General features: G+C 58.6%; 20 protein-coding genes. 11 read left to right on the forward strand and 9 right to left on the reverse strand.

The window, feature by feature from the left end; all coding sequences use genetic code 11:
- Positions 1–209: 209 nt before the first annotated feature.
- Positions 210–2,156, forward strand: a complete 1,947-nt coding sequence (locus tag AAHM38_RS08415; RefSeq protein WP_116576092.1) for an ATP-dependent nuclease — start codon at positions 210–212, stop codon at positions 2,154–2,156.
- Positions 2,157–2,354: 198 nt separating this feature from the next.
- Here AAHM38_RS08415 and AAHM38_RS08420 read toward each other — a convergent pair whose 3' ends face one another.
- Positions 2,355–5,159, reverse strand: a complete 2,805-nt coding sequence (locus AAHM38_RS08420; protein ID WP_125472845.1) for a hypothetical protein — start codon at positions 5,157–5,159, stop codon at positions 2,355–2,357.
- Positions 5,160–6,751: 1,592 nt separating this feature from the next.
- Between AAHM38_RS08420 and AAHM38_RS08425 the strand changes: the two genes are divergently transcribed.
- The 3 genes from AAHM38_RS08425 to AAHM38_RS08435 all read left to right on the forward strand — a co-directional run bounded on the left by AAHM38_RS08425 (position 6,752) and on the right by AAHM38_RS08435 (position 8,129).
- Complete coding sequence (locus AAHM38_RS08425) at positions 6,752–7,219, forward strand: plasmid fertility inhibition factor family protein (RefSeq protein ID WP_116576090.1); 468 nt, start codon at positions 6,752–6,754, stop codon at positions 7,217–7,219.
- Positions 7,220–7,235: 16 nt separating this feature from the next.
- Positions 7,236–7,493 (forward strand): hypothetical protein, encoded by a 258-nt coding sequence (locus AAHM38_RS08430; protein ID WP_116576089.1) that lies wholly within the window; start codon positions 7,236–7,238, stop codon positions 7,491–7,493.
- A gap of 375 nt (positions 7,494–7,868) precedes the next feature.
- Positions 7,869–8,129 (forward strand): hypothetical protein, encoded by a 261-nt coding sequence (locus AAHM38_RS08435; RefSeq protein WP_116576087.1) that lies wholly within the window; start codon positions 7,869–7,871, stop codon positions 8,127–8,129.
- 125 nt (positions 8,130–8,254) lie between these two features.
- On the opposite strand, the gene AAHM38_RS08440 is transcribed toward AAHM38_RS08435, so the two are convergent.
- The 4 genes from AAHM38_RS08440 to AAHM38_RS08455 all read right to left on the reverse strand — a co-directional run bounded on the left by AAHM38_RS08440 (position 8,255) and on the right by AAHM38_RS08455 (position 11,212).
- Positions 8,255–8,482 (reverse strand): hypothetical protein, encoded by a 228-nt coding sequence (locus AAHM38_RS08440; RefSeq protein ID WP_116576086.1) that lies wholly within the window; start codon positions 8,480–8,482, stop codon positions 8,255–8,257.
- A 152-nt stretch (positions 8,483–8,634) separates the two neighbouring features.
- Positions 8,635–9,654 carry a site-specific integrase gene (locus AAHM38_RS08445; RefSeq protein WP_116576085.1) on the reverse strand — a complete coding sequence of 340 codons (1,020 nt, stop codon included), beginning with the start codon at positions 9,652–9,654 and terminating at the stop codon, positions 8,635–8,637.
- A 429-nt stretch (positions 9,655–10,083) separates the two neighbouring features.
- Positions 10,084–10,614: a hypothetical protein gene (locus tag AAHM38_RS08450; RefSeq protein WP_259393911.1), complete on the reverse strand. Its 531-nt coding sequence runs from the start codon at positions 10,612–10,614 to the stop codon at positions 10,084–10,086.
- A gap of 298 nt (positions 10,615–10,912) precedes the next feature.
- Positions 10,913–11,212 carry a hypothetical protein gene (locus AAHM38_RS08455; RefSeq protein ID WP_257019866.1) on the reverse strand — a complete coding sequence of 100 codons (300 nt, stop codon included), beginning with the start codon at positions 11,210–11,212 and terminating at the stop codon, positions 10,913–10,915.
- 308 nt (positions 11,213–11,520) lie between these two features.
- Here AAHM38_RS08455 and AAHM38_RS08460 point away from each other — a divergent pair, with 308 nt between their 5' ends.
- Together AAHM38_RS08460 and AAHM38_RS08465 are read left to right on the forward strand one after the other, a co-directional pair.
- Positions 11,521–12,132: a hypothetical protein gene (locus tag AAHM38_RS08460; protein ID WP_257019865.1), complete on the forward strand. Its 612-nt coding sequence runs from the start codon at positions 11,521–11,523 to the stop codon at positions 12,130–12,132.
- Between the two features lie 2 nt (positions 12,133–12,134).
- The gene (locus AAHM38_RS08465) at positions 12,135–12,488 is read left to right on the forward strand and encodes a diguanylate cyclase (protein ID WP_310735576.1); all 354 of its coding nucleotides are present in this window, start codon (positions 12,135–12,137) and stop codon (positions 12,486–12,488) included.
- Between the two features lie 52 nt (positions 12,489–12,540).
- Here AAHM38_RS08465 and AAHM38_RS08470 read toward each other — a convergent pair whose 3' ends face one another.
- A complete protein-coding gene (locus AAHM38_RS08470) occupies positions 12,541–13,011 on the reverse strand; it encodes an Lrp/AsnC family transcriptional regulator (RefSeq protein WP_009240872.1) in 471 nt (156 codons plus the stop codon).
- A gap of 145 nt (positions 13,012–13,156) precedes the next feature.
- On the opposite strand from AAHM38_RS08470, the gene AAHM38_RS08475 reads away from it, so the two are divergent.
- Positions 13,157–14,635, forward strand: a complete 1,479-nt coding sequence (locus AAHM38_RS08475) for an aminotransferase class V-fold PLP-dependent enzyme (RefSeq protein ID WP_116576084.1) — start codon at positions 13,157–13,159, stop codon at positions 14,633–14,635.
- A 17-nt stretch (positions 14,636–14,652) separates the two neighbouring features.
- Here the strand turns inward: AAHM38_RS08475 and AAHM38_RS08480 are convergent, their stop codons facing one another.
- Positions 14,653–15,174, reverse strand: coding sequence for an Lrp/AsnC family transcriptional regulator (locus AAHM38_RS08480; RefSeq protein ID WP_116576083.1), 522 nt, complete (start codon positions 15,172–15,174; stop codon positions 14,653–14,655).
- 145 nt (positions 15,175–15,319) lie between these two features.
- On the opposite strand from AAHM38_RS08480, the gene AAHM38_RS08485 reads away from it, so the two are divergent.
- Both AAHM38_RS08485 and AAHM38_RS08490 read left to right on the forward strand, forming a co-directional pair.
- Positions 15,320–16,336: a 1-aminocyclopropane-1-carboxylate deaminase gene (locus AAHM38_RS08485; protein ID WP_116576082.1), complete on the forward strand. Its 1,017-nt coding sequence runs from the start codon at positions 15,320–15,322 to the stop codon at positions 16,334–16,336.
- A 307-nt stretch (positions 16,337–16,643) separates the two neighbouring features.
- Positions 16,644–17,063 (forward strand): hypothetical protein, encoded by a 420-nt coding sequence (locus AAHM38_RS08490; RefSeq protein ID WP_012762167.1) that lies wholly within the window; start codon positions 16,644–16,646, stop codon positions 17,061–17,063.
- A gap of 4 nt (positions 17,064–17,067) precedes the next feature.
- Here AAHM38_RS08490 and AAHM38_RS08495 read toward each other — a convergent pair whose 3' ends face one another.
- Together AAHM38_RS08495 and AAHM38_RS08500 are read right to left on the reverse strand one after the other, a co-directional pair.
- Positions 17,068–17,901 (reverse strand): aldo/keto reductase, encoded by an 834-nt coding sequence (locus AAHM38_RS08495; RefSeq protein WP_116576081.1) that lies wholly within the window; start codon positions 17,899–17,901, stop codon positions 17,068–17,070.
- An 89-nt stretch (positions 17,902–17,990) separates the two neighbouring features.
- Complete coding sequence (locus AAHM38_RS08500; protein WP_012762169.1) at positions 17,991–19,226, reverse strand: NADH:flavin oxidoreductase/NADH oxidase family protein; 1,236 nt, start codon at positions 19,224–19,226, stop codon at positions 17,991–17,993.
- 88 nt (positions 19,227–19,314) lie between these two features.
- Here AAHM38_RS08500 and AAHM38_RS08505 point away from each other — a divergent pair, with 88 nt between their 5' ends.
- Both AAHM38_RS08505 and AAHM38_RS08510 read left to right on the forward strand, forming a co-directional pair.
- Positions 19,315–19,773 carry a MerR family transcriptional regulator gene (locus tag AAHM38_RS08505; RefSeq protein WP_012762170.1) on the forward strand — a complete coding sequence of 153 codons (459 nt, stop codon included), beginning with the start codon at positions 19,315–19,317 and terminating at the stop codon, positions 19,771–19,773.
- Positions 19,774–19,862: 89 nt separating this feature from the next.
- A complete protein-coding gene (locus tag AAHM38_RS08510; RefSeq protein WP_041668178.1) occupies positions 19,863–20,168 on the forward strand; it encodes a hypothetical protein in 306 nt (101 codons plus the stop codon).
- Positions 20,169–20,173: the final 5 nt, after the last annotated feature.

Consider the following 20,173-nt stretch of genomic DNA (forward strand, 5'->3'; position numbering starts at 1 on the left):
TGGGTTGTGTCAAGCCACATATCGAACCAATACCAAACCGGTTCGCCTGACCTATACCCAGTGAGAACTGGATCGCCACTGGGCGCTCACGCGTCGCAAAAAAGCAACAGCAAGAATATGTAGAATCTTGTTGCGACATTAACCCTTACAACAGCACGCGCCTACACCGCTTATCCGGTGGAGAGGGTGCTTCACGCCATTCGATCAAAATGAGAATAACTTTCGGCTCTCCGCATAAATCCATAAAATCCTTCCCCACCATCGATCTGCCAGATTTTGTCGTATTGACGGGAGTGAACGGCGCTGGAAAAAGCCATTTCCTACAGGCGCTTGAATCCGGGTTTCTTCGCATCGAAGAAATTCCGCACAATCCCCACACAAGGAATATCCGTCGATTCGACTGGTCCAACATGGTCCCCAACGACAGCGGATCATTTGCCGGATTCCAAGCAAAGCAGGAACGGTCACAACTGTGGACTCAATTTTCGTCCATTGCCACACCCCTACTGCAACAGATACAGCAGATTTGCGGTCAATATCCCGTGCTGTCCAAATTTACCGCGAAGCAACTAACCTTACTCACGCCAGAAAAATTAAACGCAGAAGGATTTACGGAATCCGAATCAGCGACAATAATCCAGCAGATTCAAAATCTAGCAAACAACGTAGATCAGACTCTAACCCAACAATTCACGCAACACGACCCACAAAATCGGTCACGACTTTTGTCTGGAATTCGGGCCTCGACCCCACTTCGATTGGCGGCATTTGAAGAGGAAGATTTTTATGAAAACTTTCCTCCAACATGGCAACCAGTAGATATGTTCCAGCAGTCATTCGCGCGACTATTTGCAGAATACCAAGAGAATAAAACAAGAAATAAATTCAAGAAATTCCTAAATTCGGAAGGCGAAAGCCATCGCGTGCTAAGCGAACAGGAATTTTTGACGCGATATGGAGTTGCCCCATGGGATTTTGTTAACAACATTCTTGAAATTGCAAAGCTTAATTTCAGAATTAACGCACCGGACAAATTTGATGATCGGCCATATGAACCCAATCTCATTGACCAAATCACTGGCGTTCGGGTTAAGTTCAATGACCTATCTTCAGGCGAAAAAATCCTGATGTCCTTCGCCCTATGCTTATATTACGCGAAAGACAATAGGCAGATTGTGGAATATCCACAGGTGCTGCTGTTTGATGAAATTGACGCGCCGTTACATCCGTCGATGACTCAATCGCTTCTGCGCACAATCGAGACCGTGCTAATAGGTCAGCACAAAATCAAGGTAATCCTCACCACGCACTCGCCCTCAACCGTAGCATTAGCACCCGAAGAATCGCTGTATGCAATGCGAAAAGGTGAAATCAGTCGTCTAGCAAAGACAACAAAGGACAGCGCCCTCTCCATCTTGATGGAAGGCGTACCGTCGCTGAGTATGAACTATGAGAATCGCCGTCAGGTATTTACGGAAAGTCATTACGATGCTGAGTTTTACGAAGGAATATACGACAAACTAAAACCGCATCTAAAACCTGAAATTTCCTTGGCATTCATTGCAGCCGGCGGCGCAAAAAATGGTGGGTGCGCCCACGTTCGCGATGTTGTGAATAAATTGCATGACGCCGGGAACAAAACCGTTTTTGGAATAATCGATTGGGATTCGACAAATTCCAGCACCGATAGAGTTAAGGTATTGGGCGAAGGATTACGATATAGCATAGAAAATTACATACTCGATCCAATTTTAGTGGCTGCACTCCTTTTCAGAGAGCGATTTGTATCGAGAGATGATCTGAACCTCACCGAAGAAGAAACGCATTTGGATTTTGCCCGGTTCGATGACAGCAAGTTGCAGGGCATAGCCAATTTTGTCGTAGGCAAAGTACAACAAAAACTATCGGCCGAAACAGCAGCCGATAGTATGGAGTGTCGCTACGTCGGCGGGAAATCAATTCAAGTTCCGCGATGGTACACAGCCATGCAAGGTCATGATTTGGAAGGTTTATTGAAGACGGTTTTTGGTGATCTAAATCGCTTCCATCGTGAAGGTGATCTGAAGAGAGCCATTATTGAGAAAGTGCTCGACGATCTTCGATCATTGATACCTGACTGTTTTCTCAAAACATTCTCATCGATACAGGCCACGTAGACCGAGATTTTTCCTAACCGTGGCGTGAGGCGTGGCGTTCGCCAGCGTGCGGGCACTTGGTCATGGAAGTCATCGGTGACAGATGAAGAAGGAGATCAAGGAGATAGAGGAGACAAAAGTCACTGGTCAAACATAATTTTTGTTCAAACCAGTTCTCTAGTGACCGATTTCTTCTCCTTTATCTCCTTCATCTCCTCATCAATCAGGACGACCCGTGACCCGCCACGTGCGACCGTTCTTGTTGTCGCTGACCACCGTCAGTCGCATGCCATCGCAAATGCGTTCCTTACGGTTTGCAAGGACCTTGCCCACACCGCCCGACGTAATCTTTGGGCTTGTTGAAACGGCCATCACCGCTTCATTCAGCTTGCCTTCATTCGATTCCGATAGGGAACCCCGCTGGCAGACCGATGCCACTTCGCTTGCGGTAAATACGCGATTCTCGAAGCACCCATACAGCCCCTGAAGAAGATTGCGCAGGGTCTCTTTCGTCGGGTCTTCGGCTTGATTCTTCTTGATCAATTCCATCACGTCGCCAAACTGACCCGGCGCGATGGTCTGATCCACATACACCACCGTCTGGCGGACCCAATCGTCCCACAATTCGAACGACGCCATGCGTCCCGGCGCGGGGCGGCTCACATTCGCGGACAAGTAGTATCGAATCAGCGTCAGTGCCGCCGCGATCATCTTCTGGCGATTCACCAAGCAGTACGAAAGCGGTTCCACGCTGAAAGAACGGTCGAACGGCGTTTCGCTTTGCGGGTCGATACGGCAAGGCACTACGCGGCGTGGCATATCACCGGCCAGCATCATGTTGTTGCCGGTCAGCAGGACCAAAGCACCTGTCGGAACACTTGGCGATTCCGACTTACCGAGCTTGCGGTCTTGCATGAACTCGCTGGTCAGCATGCTAGCCAGTGCAACACTGTCGAAATTGCCAAGGATATTGTCCAGCACGATTGTTCGCTGGCCTGCCAGCAGCGCCGAAAACAAGCGCTTTCGCATCTCACCATCATCACTGCCGGTGATGTGAGGGTAAAGCACAGGTGGGCTACCTGTCGCGAGAGACGCGGCACATTGCGCCAGCAATGTCTTGCCGCTGCCCTGCACTGGTGCGTCATACCCAAATGCCGGTGCGGTGGGCAATGATGCACGAACGGCTGCCGTCAGCAACGCCGCGAGATGAGCAGCCTTTGCAAGGTTGTCCACAAACGGAAAGTTCGTGAACGGGAACCACAGCGTCTCTAGTGCCTTGCGGGCTTGTGCCTCAGTTGGGGCCATCGGTACCGGGATGGCAGCATCTTCTTCGATGTTCAAAAACAAACCGCTGGTGGCGTCGTAGCCGGGATTCGACAGGACCGTGCCATCTTTACGCAGTGTTGGCGCCGTGATGATTGCATGCAATGGCTTGAAGTTGCGCTCATTGGGCAAAGCCAGCACTGTCTTGCAGATCGAATACGGTGGATCTTCCAATACGTCGTAGGCCGGACCGTTTGCAGCAGCCTTCGTATGGCAGAACTGGACTACACCAGCAATCCAGTAACGAATACTTTCCTGATTGAAGCCGATCATCTTGCCATCATGGACCTTCACCACAGATGTTCCGAAATCGAAGATTTCTGGACTGGTCCTCATGACCTGCAAAAGGCTATCAACCGCGTCGCGGGTGCGTCCTTGGTACATTTCAATTCGCACCACTTTGCTGGACAACGTGAAAGTCGCCCCGCCGTGGGCGAAGCTGTGCAGACGCGGTTGACCTGACAGGAACAGCTTACCGACTGGACGGCGACCGTCATAATCTGGTTCCAGTGGGTCTAGCGTCAGCATCAGATGATATTTCTCTGGGTCTTCGAGAATTTCATCGACGGACACCGACGACTCATTACCCTGATCATCAACGACAATGATCGGCCACGCGCCCATCAAGCGACGGTGATCATGGTCAACGGCAAGGTCCACCATCTTGGTGATCGCGTCCTGCGTCAGCGCAGGATTCGTGATCTTGATGCTTTCAGCACGGTCCTGCTTCCATGCTTCTCGCTTGCGGGCCGATTCTGCCGCAACAGCATTACGTGCCACAGACTTGTGATGGTCGGCGGCCTTAACAATCTCGTCAGGCGGATCGAGAACGGCCAAGGGACTATTGACCAAACGCTGCGCACCTTGAATGAGAAGCGGAACACCACGGTGCTGCTCCAAAGGTTCATCGCATAACGCACCACCAGCGAAATCAATTCGATTGGTTTGCCACACACTGGCGTCAAACAGGCCACGTTCAAGGACCTGCCCACTGGATGACACCTCATAGCGGCCATGGCCGGATGCCCAAAGGTGCGTAAGCAGTGCCTTTCCCGTGCGCGGAATGTCCGTGGCATTTGCCAGCATGAAGTAGATGCGCTGGCCTTTAATGCCCGCTAGTTGTTCACCCGTCTCCATGTTGTAGATTTCAGATGACGTGCTGGGCATCCAAAGTGCATCAGATTGCGCCAGCATCGGGCAGGCCGCATACAGGGCAGCAAACAGTTCCTCTCGCGTCAGTGCAGTCCCACTCTTTGGCGCGTCATAGTCCAACATCAGGATGCCGGGACCAGTCGGCCAAGTGAACGCTTCTTCCGTTCGCGGTGTGGAGATCGCAGGGCAGCCAGCACGCTCATGCGCGGCCTTGGTGACGAGGCACTCGGCACCATCAGGCGGCAAACCATAGGCGACGCATTGGTTCGGGTTCAAGCCATGCAGTAGATCGCCGAACCCTTCGAGAGAGGCAAAAGTACGTACTAATAAGTCCGCTTCGGAGAGTTGTGCGCTGGTGCACTTCTGAAGCTGGTTATCACCCGACAAGGAGAAGTGCTTTGTTACCGGATCGTATGCTGTGATCAGCGTAACGGCGGCTTGCGAGGTCTGACTGACTGCGCCAATGTAGTCAGGCGCGTGACCGTCCTGTGATACTAGGGATGTAGATTGGGTGCTGCGTTGGTTTTCGTGTTTAAAGGCTAGAGCCATGATTGCTAATGCGGTACTACCGCCTATCGACTTCAGCAATCCCGAACACAGACGTGACAATTCAAGGGCAATGGCGCGACACGGCCTGCCACATGATTGGCGATGTATTGGAACGCTGAAGAGGTCTTCAATACGTTCCCGGACATGGCTACATCGGGCGGCAGGAAGCCACCGGCATGCGCACAGGCGCAACGCAAGCCACATCAGGAACAACGGATTCAAATCATGTAGAGACGCGTACCGTGAACCGGTTGCCGCGTTGTGAGCATTCGATACGACTGAATGTCACATCAGAGATGTCCTATAAGGACATTCAATGTTCGGCGGGCAGAGGCACTACCGAACATGAAACGACATTCTATCAAATTTTTGCCGTTCCCGTCAACATATTTCTTGACGATTAGCGTTTTCTATGCGCAATTCTTTGATTGTGTCTCTCCGCGCCAACGGGTCATCGGCGCAACGATGCCTATGGACGTGCCCACTACGGCGCCACCAAGGCTTCGAATAGGTGTCCCGCGCACTGATTGGTAGATCTGCGCTGACCGATCAGTCGTCATAGGCAATCGAACACCACTGTCCGAGACCACATATAGGTACCGCTACAGCAATGCGGACCGCGTGGTCCACTGTCAGCCCACCCCCACGCGAGTGACCACCACCATCTGGACACCAATGCGGCCAGTGGGGAAGGGACAATTGGTGTCACCAATCGTGCAATTGGTATCTCTGGCCCCCATTGAACCAGTGTCAGGCGACGGGACAAATATCCAATTGGTGCTGCACACACCATTACAGGACCATGCCGGACACTGATTCGGTCCGATCCACTATCAGTGGTGCGACGTGACGGTGTCGGTCACAGCAGATCGTTGTCGCCCGCACTATCACCCATACCGTACCGCTATGCCGGTTGTGGCATTGACGGTGCGACCTTGTCACGGCCTGTTGCCTTGGCGTTGTACAGGGCCTCATCGGCGGCACGGATGACGGCTGTTACCGTCCGGCTTGAAACGATCCGGTTTCCTTGAACTGGTGCGCACGTATACCTACGCTATTTTTCCTGCCCGCGACACGCAGGTCGTCACGTCAATCGCTATGTGACACAAAGAAACCAATAAACGAACCGGAGACGACCGTGCTGAGTGCCCGTCAATTTGCGGTTTTGCTTGTGCTCACCGATAACGCGGAACCTGATGAACTGGACCGTGCGAATGTTGAGGCGTTGGTCGAACGTCAACTGACCCGATTTGAAGGTCGCGAATCCAGTCCGGAGGAAGGTGCGAGTATCGAAGCTTCCGGTCCCATCCATGCGCACGGACGAAAAGTATCCTCAACGGCACACTGAATCAGTGTCCTCCCTTCCGCCGCAACGACTTGCGAACGGTCGTGATAGTGATTCTTGGTGCGCGATCAAGCCACCCGGAAACGTTTGGTTAATCGGGAAACCTCGCACAAACCTTCTGCCCAACCCCATCAAGTGTGGACGGCGAGGTCGTTGATGGTCATTTGCACGCAGTGTCATCAGTGTCACTTTTCATCATCCACCGGCATAATTCCGCGTTTGCAGAATTATCTCGTTCGGGGATGGTGTGGAAGTCGATCAGGCGCATCACAACAGCGGTGTTGAGACTTGGAACGTCCAGCTTGCTGGCCATGAGCCATACGCGTTCATACGCCTGAAGCGTGCGTTCGCGTCCGACGATGCACGCCATCGGGTCGTGATGGTCGATGCCAAGAAGCTGCTCACTTGTGCAGACCGCGATACCACCGACTATGTGCTGTCACCCGTGCAGGAATGGTATCCGGGCAAGGTCCGTGGCATCCGTGAGTTCCTCGACCCAAGCCAGTCAAGAATTCCAGAGATGCCATACGTCAGCATCAAGACGCGCAGCAGACACATGCTGTTCAGCTTGATCGGCTTGGACAAAGAAGGTGTCGTTTCCTTCAGGAACGGCCAGCACCGTGCGCGTTATATGGCGTTTGCTGGTGCCACCAGCTTTCCGGTTGAGGTGTATGAAACGGAAGCGGCGTTGCTGGAACGATACTGCGGTGCGTGATGGGAGTTGATCAATCATGCCGATTCACTTCCCAACGACACTACTGATCGAAGAAGGCCGTGATGCAGGCGGTGCGGCACTGCGCCTTGAATGCGAAAGCATTACCGTCGCGACGGGTGGCATCACAGCCGATGGTGTCGAAGTGCGGCAGTTGCTGGCCTTGAACTGGACTCCGCGCCACCTGTCCTTCGAATCGGACGGCCAAGCCTATAGCTTCGACATCAAGGGTGTCGCGGTCATACGACCAAGCCACGCGATTTTCCCGTTTGCCTGATCTCGCCACCACGCAAGGTTGATGGCGTCAGCGCATCAGGCGACCACGTCAGCATTACCCTCTGAACTTCTGCACCAACGCAGCCGGGCGCAAAACTTGCTCATGATAATGACACACACCACCAGTGCACTGCACGGGCACATCATGAGACATCACATTCAACATTCGCATCGTGCGTATGGCACTGTCAGACCCCATTACGGCAGCCGCTACTACCTTGGCGTTGCTGCCTGCCTTATCGCCATTGGCCTGCTGTACCTTGCGTGGTCCCTGTGGTTGGTTCGGCAGTAGTCACGACCAATCCCATCGCTGCATCTCAATGGCGTCACAACATCGCGCTATGTTGGTGCAAGGATCGAATAGACGAGGTCAGGCATGAAGCAACGTCAAATGCTGGATGCTGTGACGGACAAACTCACACAACTGACGAATGCCTATCCCGGCAAGCGCATTCTCGTCATCGGCGAAAACGATACCGCTGTCCTCAAACGCTATGAACTCGGAAAGAGTGGCGTTGAAATGACCGTGTTACCCATCCACGGCGGTGAGCATGCAGTTACGATCCTGTGGAATCCGTCACGGCATATGCTGATGGTGGAAGAGGACGAAGCCGGGACCGACACGGAAGTGGTCTAATTCGCACCGCCCTGTGCATCTTCATGACACGCCACGAAGACCATTGCGCGGTTGTGTTGGCCGGTTCAGAAGGCGAAGCTTGCGGGCGCCACCTTATGCGCATCCACAAGATACCCTTCATCGCCTCATGCCTGCGTTTGCACGAATTCGCTGGTCTTCAATGACAGTAGCCTGTCTGCATCCGCCTGTGCCAAGTCGCGATTTGACCGTGCCTGATCGCACTGGTACGTCTCGATGTGCTCTTTGTTGTGGTCAGTGACCGTCAGCAGCGTGACGACACCATTGAAGCGTTCTGACCAGCCGTTATTCGAGCGGACGGTGAATGCCTTTGCGCGAACAATGTTCTTTTCCATGTGCTTCCCCGTTCGTCATATGTGTTGACGTTAGAAGCATGTTGCGCCGCGCATCACCAATGCGAAGCCCTACGAAAGTGGGGTGTTGTGGATGACACGTAAGAACTGAATGCCAACCAACACAGATGCGGTGCGACACCTTCTGGTCCACATCAACCGAGCTTCTTCGCCAAATCCTCTGCCCGAAGGTGCGTATATCGCTGAAGCATTGCTAGGGTCTTATGACCGGTGATACTGGCGACCTCCATGAGACCGAGTCCGTGTTCAAAGAAACGACTTGTCGCTTCGTGACGCAGGTCGTGCAGACGAATGCCAACAAGCCAACGCGGGTCCTCTTGTTGGTCCTGCATTTGGCACGTGGCTTCGTACTGCTTACGTGCGCGGTGCACAGATCGGCTGAAAGCCCGCGTAAAGGCATCGGGTGTGATGGTGAAGGGGGTCACATGTCCAGCAGCCCTGCGGGCTTGTAGTACCGCCACAGCCACGCTGGACAGTGGCACGGTACGTGGCGTGTCCGTCTTGGTTACGGGTAGATGTGCTGTACGCCGTTCGAGATTGATGTGCTCCCACCTCAGAGAGGCAACTTCGCTTCGACGCATGCCGGTGGCAACAGCAAGACGGATGAAGTCCCGTAGTTCCTTGGACTCAGTCGCATCGATGATCGCCTGCATTTCGTCTGGGTGCACTCGGCGATCCCGACCCTGCGGCGCACGTGGCTTGATGACCTTCGGCACGCCGCCGGGCAGCACAATGCCCCACTCTCTCGTGGCAAGCGTCAATACCCGGTTCAACAGATTCAGTTCGTGGATGACCGTCTGGGCGGAAACGACGCGAAGCCGGGCGTCGCGATAGGCGACAAGATGCGGCGAAACGAGAACGGATAGCTTGTACGCACCGATTCGCTTCGTCAGCGTCTTCACCCGGCCCTTGTCACTTTTGCCACTGCGCTTTGTTGGCGATACGTCTCGCAGGTAGCGTGCAAGCAGGTCAGCCACCGTGGTCCGTTCCGCTTCGTCTCGGTTGACGAACACGCCGCGTTCGATTTCCGATTCGATCATGCGGCCCCATGCAGCAGCATCAGCGCGGGTTTCAAATGTCTTTGTGCGTGGTGGAAATCCATGTTTACGAACTTGGCATTTCCACTTGCCACGGTACTTCGAAATTGCTGCCATCGCGTCTACCTCACGGTAGTCGCAGTGTGCTCAAAGTGTGCTCAGATTCATTGAGTGTCCCGCAAACCCTTGCTGCATAAGGGAACAGCGGCCAAAGCATGATCGCTTCTAAGCCGACGGTCGGGGGTTCGAATCCCTCTGGGCAGGCCAGCAAGAACAAAGGGTTGCGAACATTTTTCCAGCAACCCTTTTTCGCGTAGCCCATGCGTGTAGGCATCTTGTAGGCATTTTGCATGGATACGATGCCAGGCCTATCCATCTGTGCGCAGACATACCAAACCTCGTTGCCCCCCCGGCGCCGTGACATTAAACGACGCACCTGAGAACACGAGGAAGACACCCATTCACGACCGAGGCCGTTTCCCCTCCCTCAGATTGGAGCTCGTATCCAAAGCCCGGTCCTCGTGCACTTCTTGGGACATGAAAGACTCAGACAAGTAAAGCCCCATGCTCAAGGCCCGCGACGTAATGCTGCATGAGGCCGACGACGCGTCGCACGTAGGGGTCATCCGACTGTAACAGCCGCCGCATCAAGCCGGAATTCTTGTGAAGTAGTTCCGGCTTGGAGAAGCGATCGAACGAGTGATCGAGATTCGCCGGGGCCAACGGTTCGAGACGCGCACCTAGTCGTTGTTTCGCACGGAGGTACTCGTCCAACCCAACGGGGTCGTAGTCAGCGCAGTGCAGAAGCCGAGTCGCACCACTTGATTCCAGCCAGGCGAGCATCCGATCAGACGCACGACCGTTGTAGAGCACCACTGCGTCTACGCCGGCCGCTGGCCCGTCATAGCGCAGGAACAGTTGCGGCCCCTCGACCACGGCCACGCACCCTGCCAAGGTCGGTACTCCCGCGGCGCCCAGGACTACGGAGACGCAACCTAACTGGGACGTTTGCTGCGCCGCGCCTACCGGGGCGCCGGCCACTGTCAGCGCCTCATCCTTGTAGATTTGGGCGTGCATGAACTCGAAGTCTAGGCCTCCTTTCGCTCTCGTATCCCGGAACTGAGCTAGGGCCTGAGTCCGTGCGCCCAACTCTGGCGATGCGGCTACCACCAGGCCGCTCGGGTATCGGTTGTTGGCAAACGCCTGGACCGCCCTGTGATTCGAGGCAGTCCAAACGTTACCGCCACCGCTGCGGATTTGCCGAATGGCTCCGGCATCGATCAGCGGGGTCAAGATCCTCAAGCTGGCCTGGGACAAACCACTTGCCGGCACCCAGGCGCCGGCAAGCAATGTCGCTAGAGCCTTAGCAACCGGATCAAGCGGCTTCAAGATCGTCCCCTTGCAGCTCCCGCCGGCGGACACGATTCTTGGGCTCGATCACCGCACGGCCTTCCTTGGCCCATTGCACGTAGTAGAGGGTTTGAGTCACGGCTACCGCCATCGTGCTGGCGAGCACAGGTACGAAACCGAGAGACAGTGCGGTTTGGGCGAGGCCCTTCAGGTTAATCTCATCCACCATATTGCATTCATCGATGTAGAAAGGTACGGAGTACTTCCGATCCTTCTTCATCATGTCGCGCATCAGCACCATATTGACCAACGCTTTGATCATCATCGTGGTGCCCGTCGACTCGATGGCGTCGAGTTTGGCGAAGTGCTTGGTCTTGCCGTTGGCGTACTCGACTATGAACTCGATACCGAACAGTTCCTGTAGCGTTATCTAGGCAGGCGAGCCAGGTATGCCCCACCTCACAGCACCAGTGCAATTTCTCACGACTATTGCTGTAGCTATCAGACAGGCACTGCCCACCGCGCTTCCCCGAGCAAGTCCATCCTCGGCTTGAGATCGACGGGGACGTTGACCCTGGCGTTCGGGCCAATGCGCTCGCAACGCTGGTCGATCCGCAAGGGCTGTTAGCCGACGTGCGTGAAATTGCCCTGGGCAACAATGCCATGCGTCTTCAGATACGCGATATCGAGCGTGCGCTGGGCAAGTCACGCCCAGCCGATGCGCTTGCACCGGCATCAGTGCATCGGCAACTAGAAGCCCTACATAGCCAAGGAGCCCCTGAGATTGAGGCCATGCAGGAAGCCTGCGCGCTGGCGCAGTCCATTCAGCTGTGGTCCGAAACTTCACTGCCCAATCACGCGCCAGATCTAAAGCCGTTGATACGGCTGCTGCAATTGGCCGGGCGTCCTGAGCCGGCACAGCCTGTGACCATTGAGTACGCGCCGGCAAGTGAAATACCCCCTGCTGCTGCGCAGGTCCCTGCCCCCTCACGCGCCAACAATGCCCCGTTGCCGCCAGCAGACGCGCAACATGCCCCCTCCCAGAATGCCAACACTATGCCAACCAGCCGTCACGACGCTCTGACGCAAATCTGCTTCGCACGCACTTGGTTTGAAGCGCACGAGCCAAGCAGTCCGGTCGCGCTGTTGCTTCGGCAGGCAGAGTCGCTGGTGGGAAAACCGTTTGCGGAGGTATTTCAGGCGATTCCCGCGGATATCGTTGAAAGGTGGGCGCAGAACGAATAGTGGTGCCGTGCCCAGCACGTACAACACCGAACAGCAACTACCGTCTTCCCCGGCGTTCCTGCGAGGAATTTGCGATTGTGATGGTCGATGCGGACAAGGCCGCCGCTGCGGCCGTGATGGATGAACTCCGGCTTGCGGTCGAGCATTCGCCAAGAGAAGGCGTGCGCGGCACCTTCAGCGCGGGAGTCGAGTGCGTCATGCCTGGAGACACATTGGCAGCCACGCTCGCTCGCGCGGATGCAGCGCTCTATCTGGCGAAAGAGAAAGGGCGCAACCGGGTCATCATCGCCTCAAAGGCTCACGAAGGCGACGTCGAAACGCATGGCGTGACTGCCACGTCAAAACTGGCCTGCTGATGCTGGAATGGCCGCCACAAAGCCCCCATACAGTTCAGCCGCAAAAACTCCCTCAATCCCCCTGCCCAACGTCCCGCACCGGCAGCGCGGTCGAATACTTGATCTGCTCCATCGAGAACGATGAACTCACATCCGACAGCGGCACGGACTTGATGAGGTGTTTGTACACGCGGTCGTAGTCTTCGATGCCCGCCACCGCAACGCGCAGCAGATAATCCATCTCGCCGCTCATCCGGTAGACCTCCACCACCTCGGGCATATCGCGCACCACTTGCGTAAAACGCTGCGCCCACTTTTCGGTGTGTTGATCGGTGCGCACGGCCACGAACACCGTGGTGCCAACGCCCAGCTTGCGCGCGTCGCACAGCGCCACCTGGGCGCGGATGACGCCCGTGTCCTTGAGCCGCTGCACCCGCTTCCAGCACGGCGTTTGGGAGAGGTTCACGCGCTGCGCAAGTTCAGCGATGGGCAGCGTCGCATCGGTCTGCAGGAGCCTCAGTAGTTCTCGGTCAATGGCGTCCATTTCGGTGTAAAAATTATCTTCTATAGATTCTTAATTTTAGGGAATATTTTCTGCCACATCGAGCAACTCACAGGAAACTTTGAATTATTTTTCTGGGCTGTCCGCCGTATCATTTTCCCTGCCTCCACCGCAGCACAGAAACGAAATGAGCGACAGCAACACCCTCCACTACCTCGACTACGCAGCCACCACGCCGGCCGACCCACGTGTGATTGCAGCCATGACCGCCTGCCTCGGCATGGAAGGCGCGTTCGGGAACCCTGCGTCCAATTCCCATGCGACGGGCCGCGCGGCGCGGAACAAGGTCGAGCAAGCGCGCGAGCAAGTCGCCGCGCTCATTGGCGCCGATGCCGACGAGATCATCTGGACGTCGGGCGCAACCGAGTCCAACAACCTCGCGCTGAAGGGCTACGCAGAGGCCGCCACCGGCAAGCGCCACCTCGTCACCAGCCGCATCGAACACAAGGCCATTCTCGACACGATGGCGAACCTGGCGGCGCGCGGATGTTCGGTGACGTACCTGTCGCCAACACGCGACGGCGAAATTACGCCGGAGGCTGTCGCCGCTGCGATGACGCCCGACACCGGACTCGTCTCGCTCATGCTGGTGAACAACGAGCTGGGCACGCTGACCGACGTTGGGGCGATCGCACAGATCGTGCATGCCGCTGGCGCGCTGTTCCACGTCGACGCCGCACAAGCACTCGGCAAGACGCCGATCGATGTGCGTGCGCTCGGCATCGACATGCTGTCGATGTCCGCCCACAAGGTGTATGGCCCCAAGGGTATTGGGGCGCTGTATGTGCGCCGCGACATTGCCTCGCGCCTCGCGCCGCAAATTCACGGTGGCGGACACGAGCGCGGTCTGCGTTCGGGCACGTTGGCGACGCATCAGATTGTCGGCATGGGCGTCGCGTGCGAATTGGCGGCGGAAGAACTGGAACACGAGACCGCCCGCATTGCCGCGCTGAGCCAGCGGCTGAAGGCAGCGGTGCTTGCCCTCGGCGACGTGGTGCAGAACGCCGACGTGGCCCAACGCATTCCCCACACCCTCAGCCTGACGGTCAACGCCCCCGGCTTCATGCCGATGATGCTGGGCGACGACCTCGCCGTGTCGTCCACATCGGCGTGCAACTCCGCCGCAGGCACGCCGTCGCACGTGCTGACGGCGATCGGCCTGGATGCCGATGCTGCAGGCCGCACTGTGCGGATCAGCCTGGGCCGCTTTGCGACCGAGCACGACGTCGATTTTGCCGCCGCATGTTTCCAGCGCGCGATCGAGCAATGCCGCGCCACGGCATCCAGCGGGTTGACGGCGACGCGACAGATCATGCCTGCGGAACTGAAGGCCATCCGCAATGCAGGTTTCCGCTCGGTCATCTGCAACCGCCCGGATGGCGAGAGCAGCGACCAGCCCGCCTTTGAAGACATTGCCGCTGCCGCCCGCGCACTGGGCCTGGAAGCACGCTATCTGCCGGTCGAGCCGAATCGCATTGGCGATGCAGAGGTTGCCGCCTTCGGCCAACTCGTCGACACATTGCCCAAGCCGATCCTCGCGTATTGCAGAAGCGGCAACCGGGCCAGCATGCTGTGGAACCGCCTGAAGGATCAACGCAAGGGCTGAGCAGCCCCCTCCCTCGGTCAAGCCACCGGCAGTTCCGTCGTCGACAGCACCTGCTTGAGCACCATGAACGTCCGGATCTGCCGTACGCCTGGCAGATACAGCAACTGCTCGGCGTGGAGCCGGTTGTAGCTTTCGTTGTCTTTCGTGCGCACGAGCATGAAGTAGTCGAACTCGCCGGTTACGACGTGGCATTCAAGGCAACCGGGCACCTTCTGCACCGCTTTCTCAAATGCCGTGAACGATTCCGGCGTCGAGCGATCCAGCACGACGCCAATCATCACCAACGACCCCAGATCCAGCGCACGCGGATCGAGCAGCGCAACAATCCCCTTGATCAGCCCCAGCTCCTTGAGCCGTTCCACGCGGCGCAGGCAGGCCGGCGGGCTGAGGTTTACCTTGGCCGCGAGGGCCACGTTGGAGATAGACGCATCGCGCTGGAGCGCCCTGAGAATCGCGCGATCAGTGCGATCCAAGGCGTGGCGCGCAGAAGCCGCCGACGCGTCAGGGCGCTCCTGCAATTTTGTTTCGCTCTTTTTCATTTTCAAGAAATAAAGAGATTATTAATCCGATCTACGATCAGCTAAATTCTGGATAGTAGACGCTCTTTGCAACCTCATTTCGTAGCGCTCTGCGTACCATTGGTTTCCGACATCCCGCCATTCGCGGCACTGAAGGAGCCCCCTCATGAACCTGCAGCGATTTCCCCGTTATCCCCTGACGTTCGGCCCGACGCCCATCCAGCCGCTGAAACGATTGAGCGCGCACCTGGGCGGCAAGGTGGAGCTGTTTGCCAAGCGCGAAGACTGCAACAGCGGCCTGGCCTTCGGCGGCAACAAGACGCGCAAGCTGGAATACCTGATTCCGGAAGCGCTGGAAGGCGGGTACGACACACTGGTGTCCATTGGCGGCATTCAGTCGAACCAGACGCGCCAGGTGGCCGCCGTGGCGGCGCACCTCGGCCTCAAGTGCGTGCTGGTGCAGGAAAACTGGGTGAACTACTCCGACGCCGTGTACGACCGCGTCGGCAATATCGAGATGTCGCGCATCATGGGCGCCGACGTGCGCCTCGATGCCGCAGGCTTCGACATCGGCATCCGGCCCAGCTGGGAACAGGCCATGGAAGACGTCCGCAAGCGCGGCGGCAAGCCGTTCCCGATTCCGGCCGGCTGCTCCGAACACCCGCTCGGCGGCCTGGGCTTTGTCTGCTTTGCTGAAGAAGTCCGCCAGCAGGAAGCGGAGCTGGGCTTCAAGTTCGACTACATCGTCGTGTGCTCGGTCACGGGCAGTACGCAAGCCGGCATGGTCGTCGGCTTCGCAGCAGATGACCGGGCTGACAAAGTGATCGGCATCGACGCCTCGGCCAAGCCGGAACAGACGCGCGCGCAGATCCTCCGTATCGCGCAGCACACCGCCGAACTGGTCGACCTCGGCAGAAACATCACGGAAAAAGACGTGGTGCTCGACACGCGCTACGGCGGCCCGGAATACGGCCTGCCCAACGAAGGCACGCTTGAAGCGATTCGCCTGTGCGCGCGCCAGGAAGCCATGCTGACCGACCCCGTGTACGAGGGGAAATCCATGCACGGCATGATCGACATGGTCCGCAACGGTGAATTTCCTGCGGGCTCGCGCGTGCTTTACGCACATTTAGGCGGCGTGCCGGCACTCAACGCGTACAGCTTCATCTTCCGCAACGGTTGAAATTTGGCTCAACTCAACGAGATGGAAGCTCGACGTTCGAGGCCTTTTGCTCGACTGCCGAACCTTTTTCCTCGGACGTCGCGCTTTGCGGCCGGCGCGTGCCGCACTGAAGATCGGCCGCCAGTGCCGTCGATGTGTGGGCACAGCGAAATGGGCCGGGGGGGGGCGGTCTTCTGAAATCGCGCTTGCGGCCGGGTAAGCCAAGCGCGTTGCGTCAGCGCCCTTTTTCGTTTCGAAATGTTACGGCGTGCATCGAGGTCGACTTGGCCTAGCGCAAGCAGCGAGGCCGTGCAGTACAGTCCATGCCATGAAAAACGCCCTCACCTGCCCGTCTCTCGTCCTGCTGGCCTTGCTCGGAGCATGCGCATCGCACCCGCAGCAGCAGCCCGTTGATTCCACCACCGCCGCGGCGGCGGCCACAGATGCCAGCGCCGACATCGGCTGGCAGACGCTGCGTGCCAACTACATGGCGTGCGTCCAGCGCCAGGCCGACAGCGGCGTGTCGGGCGCCACGCAGACGAAGGACGTGGTCGCCTCCGCGCTCGACGCCTGCGAAGGTGCCCTGCGCACCATGCACGACGGTTTCCGCGATCACCTCAGCGCGTCGATGTCGTCGTCCGGCGCGCGCAAGGCAGCCGACCGCGTCACCAAAGACACACGCGACAAAGCCCGCGTCTACCTGATGGGCTACGTCGATCACGCGCGCTACCTGGCAAAGTCGCGCTGAGCGCTTAGAGCATCTCCAGCGCGCGCGGCCCCTTGGGCGGCGGGAAGATGGCGTCCAGCGTTGCCAACTGCTCAGCCGTGAGCGTATGGGACAGCGCGCCGATGTTCTCGCGCAGCCGGTCACGATGGCCGGTCTTGGGAATCGCGATGATGTCGTCATTCGCCAGCAGCCACGCCAGCGCCACCTGTGCCGGCGTCATGCCGCACGCCTGCGCGAAGCGCACCAGCTTCGGATGCCGAACGAGCCGCGCCTGCTCGATGGGTGAATAGGCCATCACCGGCACGCGGCGCTCACGCAGCCAGGGCAGCACATCCCATTCGATGCCGCGCCGGCTAAGGTTGTAGAGCAGTTGGTTGACGGCGGTCTGATCGCCGCCGGGCGCGTCCCACCATTCCTCCATGTCTGACAGGTCGAGGTTGCTCACGCCGTACTGGCGGATCTTGCCCTCGCGCTGCAGGGCCTGCAGGCCTTCCAGCGTCTCTTCGAACGGCACATCGCCCCGCCAGTGCAGCAGGTACAGATCGAGCCGGTCGGTGCCGAGGCGGCGCAGGCTGCGCTCGCACGCCGCGGCGATACCGCCCCGGCTGGCGTTGTGCGGATAGACCTTGCTGACGAGAAAGACCTCATCGCGCCGTCCGGCAATGGCCTCGCCAATCAGCGATTCAGAGAGGCCTTCGCCGTACATCTCGGCCGTGTCGATCAGCCGCAAACCCAGGTCGAGGCCCAGGCGCAGCGTGGCGATTTCTTCGGCGCGGGTGGCGCGGTCGTCGCCCATGTTCCAGGTGCCCATGCCGAGTGCAGGGACGCGTTCGCCGTTGGGCAGAGTGACGTGTTTCATGTCGTACTTTCCGATCGGAGGCAAAACATGAATCTACAAGAGACGCGGCGCATCGGTAAGGCTGCGCCGGTCCGGTCAGAAAATATGCGCTAGCGCGCCTGACGTTGCGCCGTCCATCGACGATAGCGCCGCGACTGGCACGCTGCGGCCAGTTGCTGCTGAATCAGCGCCCGCAGCGGCGACACGCGTGGGTCCGTCGTGCGCCCCTCGCTCAGCCGGTTGAGCTGAAACTTGACGACCGCCATGTTGGCCAGTGCCCCCAGCGCCTTGTTCTTCCACGTAATGGGCTGCAGCGCGGGCGCGTTGTTCTTGCCGCCAGCCCAGTCGCGCGGCAGGTTTGGATCGATGGACAGCGCCGTCGCAATGCCGACCATGTCGACACCGCTGTCGACCACCTGCTCCGCCACGGCCCGGCGCCGGATGCCGCCCGTGACCATCAGCGGCATGCGGGCAACGGTGGCGATGTCCCGTGCGAATTCCAGGAAATACGCTTCGCGGGCGAGCGTGCGGCCGTCGCGCGCGTGCCCTTGCATGGCGGGCACCTCATAGCTGCCGCCGGAGAGTTCAACAAGGTCGACGCCCAGCGGGTTGAGCAGCTCAACCACCTGCTTGGCATCGTCAGGGCTGAAGCCGCCGCGCTGGAAATCGGCGGAGTTCAGCTTGACCGCCACGACGAACTGCGGCGACACGGCGGCGCGCACGCTGCGCACGATTTCGAGCAGCAGGCGCGCACGGTTTTCGATCGGGCCGCCCCACTGGTCCTGCCGCCGGTTGGAAATCGGCGAGAGAAACTGACTCAGCAGATAGCCATGGGCGGCGTGGATCTGCACGCCGGTGAAGCCGCTCTGCTCGGCCAGTTGCGCGCTGCGCGTGAAGCGCTGCTGGACTTCGCCGATATCCGCCTCGGTCATCTCGCGCGGCACCGGAAACTGCTTGGACAGCGCGCCCAGCGCCAGCGGAACTGCCGAGGGCGCCAGCGTCGGCTGCCCGAGCGAGGCCGGCATCTGGCGCCCCGGATGGTTGATCTGCACCCACGCATGCGCGCCGTGCGCACGCGCCACCTGGGCCCAGCGGCGGAAGCGCTCGAGATGCGCGCCGTCTTCGAGGACGACGCCGTTCGGGCCGGTCATGGCGCGGTGGTCGATCATCACGTTGCCGGTCAGGATCAAGCCCGCGCCACCTGCCGCCCACGCCTCATACAGGCGCAGCAACGCGTCGGACGGCGCGTGATCGGCATCGGCCATGTTTTCTTCCATGGCGGCTTTGGCAAGGCGATTTGGGATCACCGCGCCGTTGGGCAGAACGAGGGGCGTGAAGAGCTTCATGGTGGCATCCGCGTGGGATTTGACATTTGACGAGACCTCAACCCTAAGCTTAAAGTCAACTTGAATGTCAAGTCTGCGGAGCACGCACATGAAGATTGGTGAACTGGCGCGCCTGAGCGGCGTGGCCGCCTCGCGCATCCGGTTCTATGAAGCCAGCGGCCTGTTGCAGCCGGCGGAGCGGCAGTCCAATGGCTATCGGGAGTACGCGCCGGAATCCGTCACGCGGCTGCAGATCATCCTGCGCGCGCAAAGCGCGGGGTTCTCGCTGGAAGAGATTCGCGCCCTCTTGCCCGGACACCAGGGCGCGTGGCCACGCGAAGAACTTCTGCAGGCGCTGCACAGCAAGGTCGCGGAAATCGGCGTGCTTGAGCAGCGCCTGGCGCAAAACAAGCGCGACTTGCTTGCGCTCATTCGCGAAGTCGACCACGAGCCCGACGGCGAAGACTGCGCCGACCGCGCCCGCCGCGTGTTCGACAAGATGAACCTCCGGCCGCTCGAGCAACCTGCCGCCGAACCGCAGATGCGCCATGCACGAAAGCGCGGCTGAGGCGCCTGCCTGGTCCGAGACACGCGCGAACGTGTCGGCGTTGGCCATCACCGGGTGACTTCGCCGCTTGTGGCCCGGTCCGACAGAACGTGCCAGACGGCTTCCGACCTGCCCGCACGCAGCACGCCGGTGAATGCGCACACCATGTCGCCCTTGGGCGTGGCACCGGCGAAGGCGAAGGCGAAGGCGATGCACTGGTTCTGCTGTGCGGCGACTCGCAACCACGTGACCTGGATACGCTGGATATGGAAACGCTGCTGGCGCTCCAGCTCATTACGCTGGAACGCCTGAGCCCCGGCGTGAGCGCGCCGCGCGTCACGCTGCAGGGGCATGCGCTGTTGAAGTCGGTGGGGGTCCTCCGCGCGCGCAAGGGCGTGCTGGCGGCGGTGGCGTAACGGCT

Source organism: Ralstonia sp. OTU4908 (assembly GCF_038440115.1).
GTDB classification, from domain to species: Bacteria; Pseudomonadota; Gammaproteobacteria; order Burkholderiales; family Burkholderiaceae; genus Ralstonia; species Ralstonia pickettii.